Raw genomic sequence first — 15,575 nt, 5'->3', positions numbered from 1 at the left:
TTTGAACCACAGGTGGAACCACAGGGACGGTTCTTGTGGTCCCGTTAACATCGTCGGCCATCTGGTTGACCCGGAAGGTCGACTAACTTATGGGGATCTGGGTTAACTCGCGAAAATGCGTTTAGAACACGGAGATATGCGTCTGAATTCACGAATATTAGTCTGAACCCGCAGAAATGCGCAAAACCCACATATATGCATCATTGCTCGAACATTTGCGCTAAACTAGGATATCGGTGAAAAATTGATATATAGGACAAACCTAAATCCCCAACTTCCTTTTTCCATAAAATCGACGTATGCTTTACGTCAAGTATTTGGTACAATAAAAGTTAGTATATCGAACGAAAATTTTTACATATAAAGTCAAATCCATAGGTGGTGAAAAGATTGATTGAGGCATGGTTACTTGAATTTGCAAAAGGAATTGGACGATTCTTTCTGCACCCATTGTTTTACTATTTAGCAGGATATTGCGTGCTCCTAGGCTATTTCCGCGTTAAACGTGAGCGCCGCGCATTTCATATAAGAGTAGAAGACGGATTCTACGACCTAAGATCACTCCTTCCAGGTGGCTGGCTTGCGGGACTGCTCATTTCGGTCCTAACCATCGCTGCTGGGGTTGTGATTCCATTCGGTAGTATCGTGTTAATCGCAATCGTCACATTATTACTAAGTTTGCCGATCAAAACACGTTTACTTTCTCCAGCATATATTTTAGGAGTATCGTTTTTCGGAATTATTTTGCTTTCAAATCTTTCAGTCGAAAATAAATTTATTACGAGATTGTTAGACGACATGGGCAACACAAGCCTCGCATCGATTGCAATTTTACTAGGTTCCCTTTTACTAGCAGAGGGAATACTGATTCTGAAAAAAGGTCATATCGGTACGTCACCAGACCTTTTAAAAAGCAAACGAGGGCTTCCAGTCGGCGCGCACATTTCACAAAGGCTATGGCTCGCACCAGTATTTTTATTGATGCCAGGGGAAGCTCTCACCACACATTATGAATGGTGGCCGGTATTCACCGTGTCCGGACAAGCGTACTCATTGATTTTAATACCCTTCGGAATTGGTTTTTATCATAAGGTAAAAAGCATGCTTCCAACCCAAAGTATTCCGGTCGTTGGAAAACGCGTCATCCTATTAAGCATCTTCGTTACTGGTTTAGCGGTTGCGAGTATCTGGCTTCCAGTTGCAGCAATCATCGCGGCATGTTTTGCATTAGCCGGACGTGAACTCATCTACCTGAAGCATTATTTTATGGACGAATCGAAACCATCGATTTTTTCACAACGAAACCAAGGTCTGCTCGTTCTCGGGATTATTCCACAATCACCAGCTGAAAAAATGCAAATCAAAATCGGTGAGACGATTTCAAAAGTCAATGGCATACATGTAAAAACCGTTCAAGAGTTTTACTCGGCACTCCAAAAAAATCGTGCCTTATGTAAACTTGATGTACTCGACATCAACGGTGAGGTCCGTTACGTGCAACGCGCCCTATACGAAGGAGAACACCACGAACTCGGCATCCTTTTTGTGAACGAAGGCAAAAGATGGAAGCATAATGCGGTGTAGCCGCATTTTTTCATAATTTACAAAAATGACTATTAAGAGAAACGGCATATGCTGTTTCTCTTTTGTTATTTATATAAACAATAAACGAATCAACCCCCTGTCCAAATGGTTAAGAAGGATTATCATAAAAAAATGAAGAATTACACTACATGGATTTGAAACAAATTGCATTGATACCCGACTTGTTAGTGAAAGGGGGATGTAAATGAGTAGCGGGTTAGATATAGAAAGCTTATATAGAGAATTTCATTTAGATATTTATCGTTTTTCGTTGTATTTTTCCAGTAACAAACAGGATGCAGAAGACATTACACAGGAAACGTTTATAAAAGCAATACGAAATCGTCACATGCTGAGGGATCATGCTCGTGCCAAGTATTGGTTGCTAGCAATCGCTCGGCACACGGCAATCGATCATTTGCGAAAAAAGAAGCTGAAGTCAGCATTACCCGACTTACTAGAAAAAATGACACACCAAGACAAAAAGGATACATTGGATGACCATCTTCTGATCAAAGAGCTATGGCAGGAAATTCAAAGTGCCCTACTTCGAATAAAGCCTCATTATCGAAGTTTACTCATTTTAAGGGGAATTCAGGAAATGACAATCAAGGAGACAGCTGAAGTATTGGAGTGTACCGAATTAAAGGTCCGGGTTGATTTTTTTCGTGCGGTGAAGATTTTGAAAAAGGAACTACAGGTATTGGAAGGAGTGAATGAAGATGAAAAACGAAAATCTAACTCAAGAGGCTAAACAGCTACTTCATCCAATTAAAGATAGGCCAGACCTAGTACCAAGTCAAGATTTTGTGAAGGAATTACATGATCGAATCATGGTGGAAGAAACAAAGAAAAACCCAAGAGTCCGGGTATTTCCCTTGTTCGCAGCTACAGCTGTCATTCTGATTCTGCCATTACTCATTTTATCTACACTGTTTGAAAAAGAAAAAACCAAAGCATTTGAGATTGAGGAAACCTCCCACATTCAATTGGTGGATACGATCGAATATGGAAATGGAGATGGAGAAATCGGGTCTGATATTGCTCAAGGTATGAACCCGGTTAGTAGTTTTGATATGGAGAATGGAACCCTATATCTTTTAGATGAAGCGAAGTATCAAGTAGTGATTAGAGATCGAGATGGAAAAACAACATCATTTCCTATCCAAAAAAAGCAAAATATGGTCGGTGTTCTTGAAGATATATTGGTCACGAAAGATGGAGATATTTACATTTTAAACTCGGGAGAAGAGCTTGTGTATCAATACAAAGTGAACGGCGAACTAACACATATTTATGATTTAACACAACTTGACTTATTTTTCCCAGACTCCTTATATGAATTTAAAAATAATGAAATTGTGGTCAGTCAAAATCAAGAGAAATTTGCGAGCTTAAAAGCAATGAGTTTCATAGAAGAAGAGAATATGCCTTTTCATTTTAAGGTAGTGAATCGTAAGGAACGTAAATTAGTACTCAATGATGATGGAAAGCAAACTGAGCTTTCGTTGTTCTCAGATTTAGGGCTTGGCAATGTGGCTTTACAAGAGGTGACGGATGAACAAATTATTTACATGCAGACCGTTACTCCATCTGTAAATACTCCTACTTCAGAGACACATGTATTTGGGCTTGATAAGCAGGGTGCTACGCTCGGAGGTGTACGTATTCCAGAGGAAACCTTTATCAATAAACCTCAACGAATGGAGAATTATATTAAAACAGATCGAAATAAAATCTACCTTCTTATTCCTGAAAACGAGCATGTAGTTTTATATGAATTAACCTTGGGAAAAAGGTATGAGAGCTTTATCGAGGAGCAGGTAGAAAAAGTCAATATTGGCTTTGATTATCGAACATTTGGAAAGCCTTTTCCGGAACTAGAAGAGGAAATGAACAGGCTATTAAAAAGTGGCGATATCCAATACGGGAATGAAGAATCATTGAATGGAGTAGCGATCGATGAACATGGGACTGTTGTGATCGATTTTAAGGATTTCTTGGCGGGTAGTCCGGCAAGTGCTGAAGCGCAAGCCTTTTTTAGCGCACTGAATGCAGCAACTTTTGAGAAATTCCCAGAAATACAACAAATCTATTTTCAATTTGATGGTAGCTTTAGCGCGTGGGTTCATTGGTTAGAAAGCATTGAAGAACCTTGGAAAAGACAAGACCCACAATAAACAAATTGCGGGAAAGATAAAATGAACTGTTTTTAGTGGGACAGTGATTCCACTTCTCAACTTATTGGAAACCATTTGGATTGGCACCACCTTGAATAGGGACACATACACTATGGTGCAGCCTATTTGAGGAGGAGAGATCATATGGACAGACAAATGTTTGGAATGCCAGGTTATGGCTATGGTCAAGGTGGTTTTTACCCAGGTTATGGCTATGGTCATGGCGGATTTTACCCAGGCTATGGCTTTCACCATGGTCATGGCGGATTCTATCCAGGCTATGGTTACCACCATGGTCACGGAGGATACTATCCAGGACATGGCTATCACCACGGCCACGGCGGATTCTATCCAGGGTTTGGCAGATAATTAATAACGTCTAGTATTGAGAGTGCTACTTTCCAATGAGTAGCACTCTTTTTTCTGGTATTAGAGCACAACGTACATATAAAATAATCTCTATAAGTTGTACACAATTTAGGAGTCCAAAATTCAAAATAAAAAATGAACCTTTCCCTCCCCTCATTAGTATAAGAAGTAAGAACAAAAATGAGGGAGTGTTAAAGATGACGACAATCACGGGGATGGTTGTGAGTTCTATTGTTGTTGCAATTCTTGGAACGATTTTTGCGATGGTGATTGGTTCAATGAATAAGAAGGTTGTCCGTGATCATAACGGGAAAATTGACTTTACGAAATCAAACATCTATTTTTATTGGTCAAGATGGGATACGATTATTACAATAGCGGCTGTGTATACCTTTTTATGTATCACGGGGCTTTTGGTTTTCCTTTTACGGGGGGACAACATCAACAGTCCAATCATCCAGTTTTTCATTCATCAAACTTTTGTTTTTAGCTTGATTACATTTTTATGGTTTATTACGAAGCTTGCTTATGTATATAAAGGAATAAAAGAGCGGTGGTCTGATGAGTTACAGTAGGGCGGAGGAAGCAATCCTGAAATTTCAAAAAGGGGATAAGGAAGCACTCGAGGTTATTTACAATGTCTATAAAGCCCCTTTGTATCAGTTTATTTTTCGGTATACGAACAACGAGCAGCTCAGCATTGACCTTGTTCAAGACACATTTGAAAAACTACAACGCAACTTTCATCAATTTGATCAGGAAAAAGGAAAATTTAAAACTTATCTCTATCAGATTGCTTATAATACGATGATGACGAGGCTGAGGCGACAAAACTTATTTCGTACTTTATTACCGATTCTAGCGGACCGACATCCACATCATGAAAACCCCGACGAAAAAATATCCGTGCAATCTGCCATTCACTCACTTCCTGAAGATTTACGGGCGATTGTGTTGCTGACCTACTACCATGATCTTACACAAAAAGAAATCTCCATGATTCTACACATACCAGTCGGAACGGTAAAATCCAAGCTGCATCGTGCGTTGAAAAAACTAAAAGAAGAATTAGAGGTGAATGAGGATTGAATCACGACCAATTTGAAAAAGAATTAAAAGAAAAGCTCGATCAATTCACTGTTGAAGTACCTGACTTCCCGATGAAAAAATCACGACTTAACCGTATAGCGAACTGGTTTTTTAATCCGGTTTCGATTCCGTTCCCAGAAGTCGGATATAAAAAGAACGCATTTCTGTCGATTTCATGGTTGCCTGTACTGATTTTACCTTTAACATTTGTGCTATTCCTATTGTAAAAAAGTAACGAGGGGTTTCTTTTCCCTCGTTTTTTTTTCGTATTCTAAATCGAAATGTTTCGGAGCGAACCAAATCTCACATAAATAAACAAATAGGAGCAAACGCTATATTTGGATAACGTATCTTAGGAGGTTAGCGTAATGAAAGTTGTTGGAATATCGGGTTCACTAATTGGTGCCAAAACATCCAAAGCTGTCTATGAAGTATTAGCGGCAATTAAATCACAAGACTTCTCCGTTCAAATAGAATTACTTGACCTAAAGGATTTCGAAATGGAATTCGTAAATGGAAGCCCACTAAGCTTTTACAATGACGATACCATTAAAGTGGTCAATAAAATGTTAGAAGCGGACATGCTTGTCTTCGGATCACCGATATATCAGGCATCCATTTCAGGTGTCTTAAAAAATCTCTTAGACTTTTTTCCGGTCGATTCCTTCAAAAACAAAGTGACCGGCATCATTACAACTGGTGGAACAGAAAAACATTTCCTTGTTTCAGAATACCATCTAAAGCCCATCCTTTCGTATTTAAAAGGGACGGTACCTGTTCATCAAGTTTTTATTCACAATGACTCTTTCGATGACGACAACGAAATTTCGAATAAAGGACTACTAAAACGGATAAACAAACTGGCAGAAGAAATGCTCTCTTTGCAAAAAAGTATGAAAGATTAAGTCCTACACAAAAAAGACGAGGAACTCATCCCCAAGAACCCAAACAAGCATTCACTTTTGCTATAAAAACATCTAAAATAGTTGAGTCATTCACTAACGGGTTCCGTTTTTTATCGCAAACATTAAAAAAGTAATTTAAAATGGGTGCCGATTTGCATATGAAATTGACACTCATTTTTTATTGGTATAAAGCCAATTGTGCGGAAAGTATATGAAAATTTGTATGGAAAATGCACCCCAAATTTCACCCTCGATTTAATATACAAATTGTCTTACAAATAATGTTCAAAATGGAAGTTATAATTGTATATATGTGAAGATGAAATAAAGTTTGTGAAAAGATGTACTTACGCTTACGAAGCAGGTTTCTTGAAAAAGGGGGTAATTTTTTGAACTCCTTTTTTTCATAGATTATACTGATGTTGTATATAAAAGTAGATATTGAATAGATTTACAGTTATCTTACGTTCATGTAAGGTTTTATTTGCCTTGTTAAGGATGAATAATTTGGAATCATTCACAAGGAAAGGAGTAGCTTCATGCAAAAGATTTTGATTATTGAGGATGACCCTAAAATTGCTGAGTATCTGCAATTTTACATAAATAAATACGGGTATGAATCGTTCATCGTGGCTGATTTCGATAACGTGATGGATGACTTTCAGAAGCATAAACCGGATCTTGTTTTATTAGATATTAATTTACCAAGCTATGATGGCTATTTTTGGTGTCGCCAAATACGGAAGCATTCAATTTGTCCTGTTATTTTCATTTCTGCACGGGTTGGTGAAATGGACCAGGTAATGGCATTAGAAAATGGAGGCGACGATTTTATTACAAAACCGTTTCATCCGGAAATTGTCATTGCTAAAATTCGCAGTCAGCTTCGCCGAGCTTATGGAGAATATGCGAATCAGGCCGAGGAGCGTGTGTTGGAAATAGAAGGATTAAAGCTTTTTCCCGAGAGGCTAGAGTTAACTTATAAAAATGAAACAGTTTCCCTTTCAAGAAAAGAAGCTGATCTTATAGAAAGCTTAATAGAGCGATATCCTCGTGTAGCTGGACGCGAGGATTTACTTGAAAAATTATGGGATGACCAAATGTATGTAGATGAAAATACATTGAATGTAAACATTACACGAGTCCGTAAAAAATTCGAGGGTGTTGGTCTTAAAGGAGCAGTCGAAACAGTTAGAGGGGCAGGGTATCGATTAAATATTTTTAGGTTAAAGGCTGAGAATCTATGAAGCTATTTTTAAAAGAGCATGCTCTACTAATTGTTGTACAAATCATTCAATTTTTTATAATAACGGCAATTTATTTTTTAGATGGCTATCATCATTTATTGCCCGCACTTTATGCGGTTTTTTTAGGGCTTTTTTTTCTTGGGGGATATTTAATCTATCATTATTATAGTCGTCGACTCTTTTACAAACGGCTTAGCAGCGAGCTGGAGAATTTGGATCATTCTTTGCAAAAAACAGAACAAACGCCTATTTCCGAAGCACTTGACCGATTATTAAAGAATCAATATAAGCATTATCAGGAGCAAATAAAAAGTTTAGAGTCGAGGCAAGAACAGCATTTGAAGTTTATGGATCAATGGGTTCATCAAATGAAAACGCCGTTATCAGTGATTGAGTTAGTTGCTCAAAACCTAGATGAGCCAGATTCCTCAAATATCCGTGAGGAAACAGACCGGATGAAAACGGGGTTAAATACAATTCTTTATATGGCGAGATTACGGACTATAGAACAAGATTTTCATATAAAACCTGTAGAACTTGCGAAGCTTGTAAGTGAAGTGAATCAAGAAAATAGGCGTTTCTATATAAGAAATGAGGTATATCCAAATTTCACCCAGGAAAAAGACGGAATTACGGTCGAAACAGATGAAAAATGGTTGTTCTTCATGTTTTCCCAGCTTATTAATAATGCAGTTAAATATTCAATAGGAAAAAGTAAGAAAATCGCTATATCGATTTATAATAGGGATGGAGAAGCGGTATTAGAGGTAAAGGACTATGGCGTCGGGATCCCTGAGACGGACAAGCGTCGTGTGTTTGAACCGTTTTATACTGGAGAAAATGGTCGGAAATTTAGGGAATCTACAGGAATGGGACTGTATTTAACGAGGGAGGCCGCTGAGCAGCTAGGACACCGCATTGAGTTCGATTCAAAGGCTGGAGAAGGCTCAACATTTAGAATCATTTTTAGTGTGACCCAAAACCTTACAACCGTGTAAGGAAAGTGAAAGAAAAATCGATTTTTTGAAAGATAACCAGAGGATATAATAATCACAAGTTAATAAAAATTGATAGGAATCGAAAGGAGAACTTGTGATGCTGAATGTAAGACAAGTAAGTAAAATTTACGAAGGTAATATTGCTTATCGTGCTTTAACGGATATCGATTTAACAATAGATGAGGGTGAATTTGTAGGCATTATGGGGCCGTCTGGAAGTGGAAAAACAACATTGTTAAATATGATTGCCACGATTGATGAGCCGACAACAGGAGAAATCCTCATTAATGGGAATAATCCTCATAAATTAAAAAAAGAAAAGTTAGCCAAATTTAGACGTCGTGAGCTAGGTTTTGTTTTTCAAGACTTTAACTTACTTCATACATTAACTGTTGAAGAAAATATCGTCCTACCGTTAACACTAGATGGGAAAAAAGTGAAGGAAATGAAACAGAAAGCAAATGAAATTGCTGAAAAGCTAGGAATTAGCTCCATTATGAAAAAACGCACCTACGAAATATCGGGAGGACAAGCACAGCGAGCTGCGGTTGCAAGAGCAATGATTCATGGGCCGAAGCTATTATTAGCAGATGAACCGACGGGAAATCTTGATTCAAAGTCTTCAAAAGATGTGATGGAATTGCTTGAAGCAATTAATAATAGAGAACGAACGACGATGATGCTTGTTACTCATGACGCACAGGCTGCGAGCTATTGTAATAGGGTCGTATTTATTCGCGATGGAAGGTTCTATTCCGAAATCAATCGTGGTGATAACCGCCAAGCCTTTTTCCAAAAGATTATCGATACACTTTCTTTATTGGGAGGGGATGCTCATGACCTTTCGTCAATTCGCGTTTAATAATGTGATACGTAATAAACGGTTATATGTTGCATACTTTCTAAGCAGTTTATTTACTGTGATGGTGTTCTTTACATTCTCTATTTTTGCTAATCATCCTGCTTTAAGCGGGGATGATATGAATTCAAGTGTGGCACAAGGGATGAACATATCTGCCGGAATCATTTACGTCTTCTCCTTTTTCTTCATTCTTTATTCAATGAGTTCGTTTTTGCAATCTCGTAAAAGAGAGTTTGGAGTGTTGATGATCCAAGGGATGTCGATGAAGCAAATCCGGCTGATGGTTTTTTTAGAAAATATGTTAATAGGGTTCTTTGCGACAGTTGGAGGGATATTACTTGGTATTGTGTTTGCTAAAGGAATCCTGCTTCTTGCGGAGAACGTGTTAATTATTGAAAGTGCATTACCATTCTACTTCCCAACACGGGCAATTTTTACGACCTTAGTTTCATTTATTGTCTTATTTTTCTGTATCTCTTTATTTGTTACATATGTTCTACGCAGTAAAAAGCTCATTGTGCTCATTAAAGGAAATAAAATTGCCAAGGGCGAACCAAAAGCTAACCTATTTTTAACCTTATTAGCAGTTTTGTTACTTGGAACTGGCTATGCAACGGCATTACTTGTAAAGGGAGTGATGGTTGTTGCTGTTATGCTTCCTGTAATTATCGTGGTCACTATCGGAACCTATTTATTATTTACCCAATTAAGTGTTTACATCATTCGAAAATTAAAAAAGAACGAATCTATTTTTTGGTTTAAAACAAATATGCTTCTTTTTTCCGATTTGGCATTTCGAATGAAGGATAATGCTCGCACATTTTTTATGGTCGCTATGGTTTCTACAGTAGCATTTTGTGCAATTGGTTCTTTATTTGGATTTCAATCAGTACTTACATCAAGCATAAAAAATGTGAATGCCACCACGCTTTCATATAAAACCAATGAGCAGGAAACAGAAAAGCAAGATGTTGAGTTTATTAACAAAACATTAAAGGAAGAAAAGATTGAGGCAGACTCTGAGCAAATGGTCATGAGCTACTTTGAAATCGCTGGAGACAGGATATTAATAACTAATAAATCTGATTTTAATCGTTTTGCCTCTTTAATTGATGAAGTGCTAGTAGAGGTGAGGGATGGCCAAGTAATAGTTGTAGAGTTTGAAGGAACGAATTTTGGTGAGCCGGGTCAGCTTTTAGATAAATCGATAAAATTGGAGTCAGGCGCTAGCTTAAAGCCAAATAAAAATGGAGTTATCTCCTCAAAAGCGTTACCTGCAACAGGTTCATATTATATCGTGTCAGATCATGATTACGAACAGCTTCCTAAGCCAGTCGAAGTTCAGAGCTATTATGCTTGGCAAGTGAAAGATGGTGAGGCTGCAGTGATGACTGCATCGGAAAAGCTATATGATAATATCGAACGTTATAAAATCACGTCTGTCGATTACGAAATCTATAATATTATGAAATTTTACGGACCGATTTTATTTGTTGGATTATTTATTGGCATTGTCTTTTTTGTCTCAGCCGGAAGTTTCCTTTACTTCCGATTATATATGGATTTAGATGAAGATAAGCAAAAATTCTCATCGATTGCGAAAATGGGACTAACAGCAAAGGAATTGAATAAGGTATTAGCCAGACAAACAGCCGTTCTCTTCTTTGCGCCAATCATCGTGGCACTTATCCATGGAGCAGTTGCGTTAACGGCGTTATCAAATCTATTTGCCTTTAATCTATTTAAGGAATCAGTAATGGTGCTAGGCGTTTTCTCAATTATTCAGATTATCTACTTTTTCATCGTCCGCCTTTTCTATACGAAGCAGATAAAAACTGCTTTATAAGATTTACTGAGCGCGTAGGTTTCATAGGATCAAAATTCTATGGGAAACGCGCTCATTTTTTGATAGCAAAGAATTAGAATCAATACTTAAGTTAACGGGATTGGATTACCGAAAGAACGTTAATGCTTCTTTCTTATTCAAGTAATGGGGCAGGTTAATTCAACAAGAATTTTCATTAGTTAGATCACATTCGTAGTATAATGTTCAGTTAAGAGAATTCAGATTAGTTGGAGGTACAATGGGGAAATTTTTCGAGAAATATAAAGGAATATTATTGTTCATGTTTGTGTATTGGTGTATCTGTTTTGTAATGCTTTTTAAGGAAGCTAGTTTCCTGTATGTAATGCTATCGTGGAATGTTTTGTTAGCTGTATTACCATTATTTTTTGTTGAAAAAGCAGAAATGACTCTGGAGCAGAGGAAGATTGGGTGGTCTATTTTTTGGGTGATTCTTTGGTTATTGTTCTTTCCAAATTCAGTTTATATGGTAACTGATTTCATTCATATATCAAACGATAAATTCATGTGGTTAATAGAGGTTGAAATGTACTCTGCAGATACAGGTGTTGTATACAGTAATGAAATTATGGTTTGGGTAAAGTTGTTAGTTATTGGAATTGGTTTCTTTTTTGCCATATTAGTTGGTCTAGAGTCCTTCTATATTTTTGAACAGAACATAAGAGAGAAATATTCAATGATTATTTGTTATTTAGCAATTTTAGTAGTAGCTTTGTTAACAGGATTAGGTGTTTATATTGGAAGATTCTTACGATTCAATAGTTGGGATATACTTTTCAGCCCAATGCAATTGCTAAAACAAGTAGCTGGAATAGATGGATTTGCTGTTCAGTTCATTATTACTTTTACTATCTATGTTATAGGCAGTTATACACTTTATAGAACCTTTAAAAAACAATCTGTGCTTAGAATTTAGACATAAAACCAAGATCTATTCAAAAAGTAATGACACATTAAGCAAAGAATTGTGAATATATGCTTAAACTATAAGGTAAGGTAGCGATACTTCAACAAGCTACCAAATATGGATATTAAAAACCGTCTCAGTAAGTGAACTGAGTCGGTTTATTTTCTATTTACAAAAACAGAGACAAAGGCAGTACAAATTGGGCTACATTTTCAATTGTATTTTCTGGTTTTGCGAAAGACAACGGAACCCGTTAGTAATTCACTCTTCTATTTTGTTGATTTAATGGAGTCTATGAAAATGATAGTAAGTGAATTAGCACGAGGATAAGCTACCCGATATTTTTATAAAATTTCCTCCTTCTTCCACAATCCTTTCCTATTACTTGAATAAGAAAAAGGCTTTACTCCTGTAAAGTAAAGCACCCCAATAGTTTCCGTTTTTCTTAATAGACAGCGACTCGCATAGAAAGAAGAGCATTGAAATTATTTCTTCCTTTTTATTTTCTCATCAGCCTTATTTTTGTTTTCATCAACTCTAAATTTTACGATTTTACTAATTAATTCATATGGGATGGGTTTTCCTAAAGGAAATTGCACCGCACCTTTCGAGGTCTTATAACCCGATAATTCCTGTTTAAATGTATTAATTCCGCTTGGTGTTGGATAAAATCCGATATGGTTTTTGAATGCGGCAAAATGCACTAGATTTCCATTTGAAACAAAAGTGGGCATTCCATAACTTATTTTTTCCTGAGCATTTGGGGCTGATTCCTTTATAACTTTTCTAATTGTATTCAGTGTTTCTTGAATCTCTTGAGGATATTGTAAAATGTATTCATCAATTGATTTCGGTATAATGGTTTGTTGTTTAATTTCCATATTGTTTTCTCCTTCTTTTTTATCTCTTATTATAATCATAGTTATTTCTTTTGTATCCCTCTACCCAATTTCTTAAATCCTGTTTTGGAAAAACAAGAAAAAGAACGAATTCCATCTTCGGAATGTAAGTCACCAACCGGTTTCCAAAGTTACCAATTGTTTTCTATCCACTTACTGTAATAATACAGACTGAAAAGGAATTTCATCATAGAATCGCGGGCAAGTACTCACAATGAATGAGCACGGTTAAATTTCAGACAAGGGTCGTCTTTTTATACACTTTTTCAAAAGTGTTGGATAAGCAACAAATCCAATTTACTGTTGGTGTCTTCCTGTTTTTGACCTTGTTATACTTAAGATACATCATACACAATAGGAGGAAATAAGAATGGTTAAAATCGGTATTATTACAGGAAGTACAAGAGATTCAAGGGTAAATCTACAAGTGGCAGAATGGGTGAAATCCATCGCGGACAAACGAACAGACGCAGAATTTGAATTGGTTGATATTAAGGATTACAATCTACCAAAATTTAATGAGCCGATTCCAGCAATTATGTCTCAGGATTATCAAGCACCAGAAGCACATGCTTGGTCTAAAAAAATCAATAGTCTCGACGGATTTATTTTTGTCACACCAGAGTATAATAAGGCTATTACGTCTGGCTTAAAGGATGCCATTGATTATTTATACGTAGAGTGGAACCATAAAGCAGCGGGGATCGTAAGCTACGGCTCAACTTTAGGGGTAACAGCTGCAAACAATTTACGTCTCATTTTAACGGTACCAAAGGTAGCAACTGTTGGTCCTTCGGTAGCAATGAGCCTATTTACGGATTTTCAAGATATGAGTAAATTAAATCCAGCACCATACCACGAGGATTCCTTAAACAATACATTGGATGATGTTGTTGCTTGGTCGACTGCATTGAAAGGAATTAGAGAAGGCGTCTTAGTATAAGATTCATAAAAAGGAGAAATCACCATGCCATATGTATTACAAGTAGATTTTAAAATGGATGGACCATTTGGAGATGAAATGGCAAATGCATTTGCAGATTTAGCAAAAAGCATTACGGAGGAACCAGGGTTCGTCTGGAAAATCTGGACAGAGAATCCCGAAGCAAAAGAAGCGGGTGGGATTTATTTGTTCGAGACAAAAGAAACCGCCGAAAAATATCAAGAGATGCATACGAAGCGATTAGGTGGGTTTGGAATAAATGGAGTAAACGGAAAAATCTTTGCCATTAATTCAAAACTAACTGAAATCACGAATGGTCCGGTAAAATGAAACAGGAGAAGTGGATTCTAAAGAGAGTCTACTTCTCTTTTTTTAGTTTTAATGTGGCGTGATTAGTGGGAAGCTCAATGGTCTCAGGAAAAATAAACGTCCACGGCACGCTGGTTTTAGGTGGTACTTGAAGTGTTGGATAGGTAAATGTGTGCTTCGCTAACCGATTATCCCCGACCCAAATTTCTAGTGTTGTATTTTCAAAAATGAGAGTTTGCTCGGTTCTATTATGAATGATAGATGTTACTAGACGTTCGTCCTTATGGTTTACTGCAATTCGGACGGTTGTAAATGTAACTCCCATATTTAGGTTCAAAACCACATCTTGAAAAATCCGTTCAATTTCCTCTCGATCCTTCTGCGAAATCGTCCGATCCCACGCTTCTTCTAATACTAGTCTTTGCATGTGCTCACCTCTCTTACCTATAATTATAGCAGAGCCATTGTATTTTAAATAATTCGTACTGGGACCGATACCCACAGACTACTCCATATTTTACCTATGAGTTGGTTATGCTAAACTTTAATTTAGTTGAACGAAAAGGAGTTCTTTCACATGGTTGCATTTTTCGAAAATTTTCATCCGGTTATGCAAGCCTTACTTGCTACGTTGTTTACGTGGGGGATGACCGCGCTAGGGGCCACGCTTGTTTTTGCAACGAAGACCATCAATCAACGACTTTTGGATAGTATGTTAGGTTTCGCTGGAGGCGTGATGATTGCCGCTAGTTATTGGTCGCTATTGGGACCGGCGATCGACATGTCAAGCGACAACCCAATCGGAGCATGGTTTCCGGCTGCTTTCGGATTCTTATTAGGAGGCATTTTTCTATGGGGAATAGATAAGATTTTGCCTCATCTGCATCCAAACGCACCAATTAAAGATGCAGAAGGACTACATTCGAAAGGTCAAAAAAGAAGTACACTTCTAGTGCTTGCAATCACGCTACATAATATTCCAGAGGGACTTGCGGTCGGAATTGCATTTGGTGCCCTTGCAAATGGGGGTACAGAAGCTTCTTTAGCAGGTGCGTTGACATTGGCAATTGGAATTGGAATTCAAAACTTTCCAGAAGGAATTGCGGTGTCAATGCCATTAAGAGGGGATGGTATGTCGCGTAGAAAAAGCTTCTTCTACGGGCAGTTTTCAGGAATGGTTGAACCCATCGCTGCTGTTATTGGAGCATTTGCTGTTTCGTTCTTTGAACCTTTGCTTCCGTATGCCTTAAGTTTTGCAGCAGGCGCAATGATTTTCGTTGTCGCGGAAGAAGTGATTCCAAGTTCACAGGAAAAAGGAAATAAAGATCTAGCTTCGATGAGCCTCATGATTGGATTTGTCGTGATGATGATTTTGGATGTGGCGTTAGGGTAGAAATATTGGTCTTGCCAAACCGAAGA

At 37.4% G+C, this 15,575-nt stretch carries 18 protein-coding genes; 16 read left to right on the top strand and 2 right to left on the bottom strand.

The window, feature by feature from the left end; all coding sequences use genetic code 11:
* Positions 1 to 390: 390 nt before the first annotated feature.
* The 13 genes from DZB84_RS15795 to DZB84_RS15735 all read left to right on the top strand — a co-directional run bounded on the left by DZB84_RS15795 (position 391) and on the right by DZB84_RS15735 (position 12,014).
* Positions 391 to 1,584 carry a PDZ domain-containing protein gene (locus DZB84_RS15795; protein ID WP_116353232.1) on the top strand — a complete coding sequence of 398 codons (1,194 nt, stop codon included), beginning with the start codon at positions 391 to 393 and terminating at the stop codon, positions 1,582 to 1,584.
* A gap of 205 nt (positions 1,585 to 1,789) precedes the next feature.
* Positions 1,790 to 2,338 (top strand): RNA polymerase sigma factor, encoded by a 549-nt coding sequence (locus DZB84_RS15790; protein WP_116353231.1) that lies wholly within the window; start codon positions 1,790 to 1,792, stop codon positions 2,336 to 2,338.
* Positions 2,307 to 3,764, top strand: a complete 1,458-nt coding sequence (locus DZB84_RS15785) for a hypothetical protein (protein WP_116353230.1) — start codon at positions 2,307 to 2,309, stop codon at positions 3,762 to 3,764. The genes DZB84_RS15790 and DZB84_RS15785 overlap by 32 nt, the downstream gene beginning before the upstream one ends.
* Positions 3,765 to 3,908: 144 nt before the next feature.
* Positions 3,909 to 4,133, top strand: a complete 225-nt coding sequence (locus tag DZB84_RS15780; protein WP_116353229.1) for a hypothetical protein — start codon at positions 3,909 to 3,911, stop codon at positions 4,131 to 4,133.
* A 197-nt stretch (positions 4,134 to 4,330) separates the two neighbouring features.
* A complete protein-coding gene (locus DZB84_RS15775; protein WP_116353228.1) occupies positions 4,331 to 4,708 on the top strand; it encodes a hypothetical protein in 378 nt (125 codons plus the stop codon).
* Positions 4,695 to 5,222: an RNA polymerase sigma factor gene (locus tag DZB84_RS15770; protein ID WP_116353227.1), complete on the top strand. Its 528-nt coding sequence runs from the start codon at positions 4,695 to 4,697 to the stop codon at positions 5,220 to 5,222. Before DZB84_RS15775 ends, DZB84_RS15770 begins: the two co-directional genes overlap by 14 nt.
* Positions 5,219 to 5,449 carry a hypothetical protein gene (locus tag DZB84_RS15765; RefSeq protein WP_116353226.1) on the top strand — a complete coding sequence of 77 codons (231 nt, stop codon included), beginning with the start codon at positions 5,219 to 5,221 and terminating at the stop codon, positions 5,447 to 5,449. Before DZB84_RS15770 ends, DZB84_RS15765 begins: the two co-directional genes overlap by 4 nt.
* 141 nt (positions 5,450 to 5,590) lie before the next feature.
* The gene (locus DZB84_RS15760) at positions 5,591 to 6,127 is read left to right on the top strand and encodes an NADPH-dependent FMN reductase (protein ID WP_116353225.1); all 537 of its coding nucleotides are present in this window, start codon (positions 5,591 to 5,593) and stop codon (positions 6,125 to 6,127) included.
* Positions 6,128 to 6,666: 539 nt separating this feature from the next.
* The gene (locus DZB84_RS15755; protein WP_116353224.1) at positions 6,667 to 7,374 is read left to right on the top strand and encodes a response regulator transcription factor; all 708 of its coding nucleotides are present in this window, start codon (positions 6,667 to 6,669) and stop codon (positions 7,372 to 7,374) included.
* Entirely contained in the window at positions 7,371 to 8,372 is a 1,002-nt protein-coding gene (locus tag DZB84_RS15750; protein ID WP_116353223.1) for a sensor histidine kinase, read from the top strand. Before DZB84_RS15755 ends, DZB84_RS15750 begins: the two co-directional genes overlap by 4 nt.
* Before the next feature lie 97 nt (positions 8,373 to 8,469).
* On the top strand, positions 8,470 to 9,234 hold the full coding sequence (locus tag DZB84_RS15745; RefSeq protein WP_116353222.1) for an ABC transporter ATP-binding protein: 765 nt from the start codon (positions 8,470 to 8,472) through the stop codon (positions 9,232 to 9,234).
* Positions 9,209 to 11,080, top strand: a complete 1,872-nt coding sequence (locus DZB84_RS15740) for an ABC transporter permease (RefSeq protein WP_116353221.1) — start codon at positions 9,209 to 9,211, stop codon at positions 11,078 to 11,080. Before DZB84_RS15745 ends, DZB84_RS15740 begins: the two co-directional genes overlap by 26 nt.
* Positions 11,081 to 11,318: 238 nt before the next feature.
* A complete protein-coding gene (locus tag DZB84_RS15735; RefSeq protein WP_116353220.1) occupies positions 11,319 to 12,014 on the top strand; it encodes a DUF1361 domain-containing protein in 696 nt (231 codons plus the stop codon).
* Between the two features lie 476 nt (positions 12,015 to 12,490).
* Here the strand turns inward: DZB84_RS15735 and DZB84_RS15730 are convergent, their stop codons facing one another.
* On the bottom strand, positions 12,491 to 12,886 hold the full coding sequence (locus DZB84_RS15730; protein WP_116353219.1) for an iron chaperone: 396 nt from the start codon (positions 12,884 to 12,886) through the stop codon (positions 12,491 to 12,493).
* Positions 12,887 to 13,274: 388 nt separating this feature from the next.
* On the opposite strand from DZB84_RS15730, the gene DZB84_RS15725 reads away from it, so the two are divergent.
* On the top strand, positions 13,275 to 13,847 hold the full coding sequence (locus tag DZB84_RS15725; protein ID WP_116353218.1) for an NADPH-dependent FMN reductase: 573 nt from the start codon (positions 13,275 to 13,277) through the stop codon (positions 13,845 to 13,847).
* Positions 13,848 to 13,871: 24 nt separating this feature from the next.
* Positions 13,872 to 14,177, top strand: a complete 306-nt coding sequence (locus DZB84_RS15720) for a monooxygenase (RefSeq protein ID WP_116353217.1) — start codon at positions 13,872 to 13,874, stop codon at positions 14,175 to 14,177.
* Between the two features lie 28 nt (positions 14,178 to 14,205).
* On the opposite strand, the gene DZB84_RS15715 is transcribed toward DZB84_RS15720, so the two are convergent.
* Positions 14,206 to 14,583 carry an SLAP domain-containing protein gene (locus DZB84_RS15715; protein WP_116353216.1) on the bottom strand — a complete coding sequence of 126 codons (378 nt, stop codon included), beginning with the start codon at positions 14,581 to 14,583 and terminating at the stop codon, positions 14,206 to 14,208.
* A 150-nt stretch (positions 14,584 to 14,733) separates the two neighbouring features.
* On the opposite strand from DZB84_RS15715, the gene DZB84_RS15710 reads away from it, so the two are divergent.
* The gene (locus DZB84_RS15710) at positions 14,734 to 15,549 is read left to right on the top strand and encodes a ZIP family metal transporter (RefSeq protein WP_116353215.1); all 816 of its coding nucleotides are present in this window, start codon (positions 14,734 to 14,736) and stop codon (positions 15,547 to 15,549) included.
* The last annotated feature ends 26 nt before the right edge of the window (positions 15,550 to 15,575 follow it).

Origin of the sequence: Bacillus sp. HNG (genome assembly GCF_003400205.1) — a bacterium.
In the GTDB taxonomy this organism is placed as follows: domain Bacteria; phylum Bacillota; class Bacilli; order Bacillales; family Bacillaceae_L; genus Ferdinandcohnia.
Note: the sequence above shows the minus strand (reverse complement) of the source record. Positions and strands in the feature narration are given on the sequence as shown.

Bases quoted from the DNA above. Each gene is read 5' to 3' on its own strand.
- DZB84_RS15790 (WP_116353231.1), top strand. From the start codon at position 1,790: ATGAGTAGCGGGTTAGATATAGAAAGCTTATATAGAGAATTTCATTTA.
- DZB84_RS15785 (WP_116353230.1), top strand. From the start codon at position 2,307: ATGAAAAACGAAAATCTAACTCAAGAGGCTAAACAGCTACTTCATCCA.
- DZB84_RS15780 (WP_116353229.1), top strand. From the start codon at position 3,909: ATGGACAGACAAATGTTTGGAATGCCAGGTTATGGCTATGGTCAAGGT.
- DZB84_RS15775 (WP_116353228.1), top strand. From the start codon at position 4,331: ATGACGACAATCACGGGGATGGTTGTGAGTTCTATTGTTGTTGCAATT.
- DZB84_RS15770 (WP_116353227.1), top strand. From the start codon at position 4,695: ATGAGTTACAGTAGGGCGGAGGAAGCAATCCTGAAATTTCAAAAAGGG.
- DZB84_RS15760 (WP_116353225.1), top strand. From the start codon at position 5,591: ATGAAAGTTGTTGGAATATCGGGTTCACTAATTGGTGCCAAAACATCC.
- DZB84_RS15755 (WP_116353224.1), top strand. From the start codon at position 6,667: ATGCAAAAGATTTTGATTATTGAGGATGACCCTAAAATTGCTGAGTAT.
- DZB84_RS15750 (WP_116353223.1), top strand. From the start codon at position 7,371: ATGAAGCTATTTTTAAAAGAGCATGCTCTACTAATTGTTGTACAAATC.
- DZB84_RS15745 (WP_116353222.1), top strand. From the start codon at position 8,470: ATGCTGAATGTAAGACAAGTAAGTAAAATTTACGAAGGTAATATTGCT.
- DZB84_RS15740 (WP_116353221.1), top strand. From the start codon at position 9,209: ATGACCTTTCGTCAATTCGCGTTTAATAATGTGATACGTAATAAACGG.
- DZB84_RS15735 (WP_116353220.1), top strand. From the start codon at position 11,319: ATGGGGAAATTTTTCGAGAAATATAAAGGAATATTATTGTTCATGTTT.
- DZB84_RS15730 (WP_116353219.1), bottom strand. From the start codon at position 12,886: ATGGAAATTAAACAACAAACCATTATACCGAAATCAATTGATGAATAC.
- DZB84_RS15725 (WP_116353218.1), top strand. From the start codon at position 13,275: ATGGTTAAAATCGGTATTATTACAGGAAGTACAAGAGATTCAAGGGTA.
- DZB84_RS15720 (WP_116353217.1), top strand. From the start codon at position 13,872: ATGCCATATGTATTACAAGTAGATTTTAAAATGGATGGACCATTTGGA.
- DZB84_RS15715 (WP_116353216.1), bottom strand. From the start codon at position 14,583: ATGCAAAGACTAGTATTAGAAGAAGCGTGGGATCGGACGATTTCGCAG.
- DZB84_RS15710 (WP_116353215.1), top strand. From the start codon at position 14,734: ATGGTTGCATTTTTCGAAAATTTTCATCCGGTTATGCAAGCCTTACTT.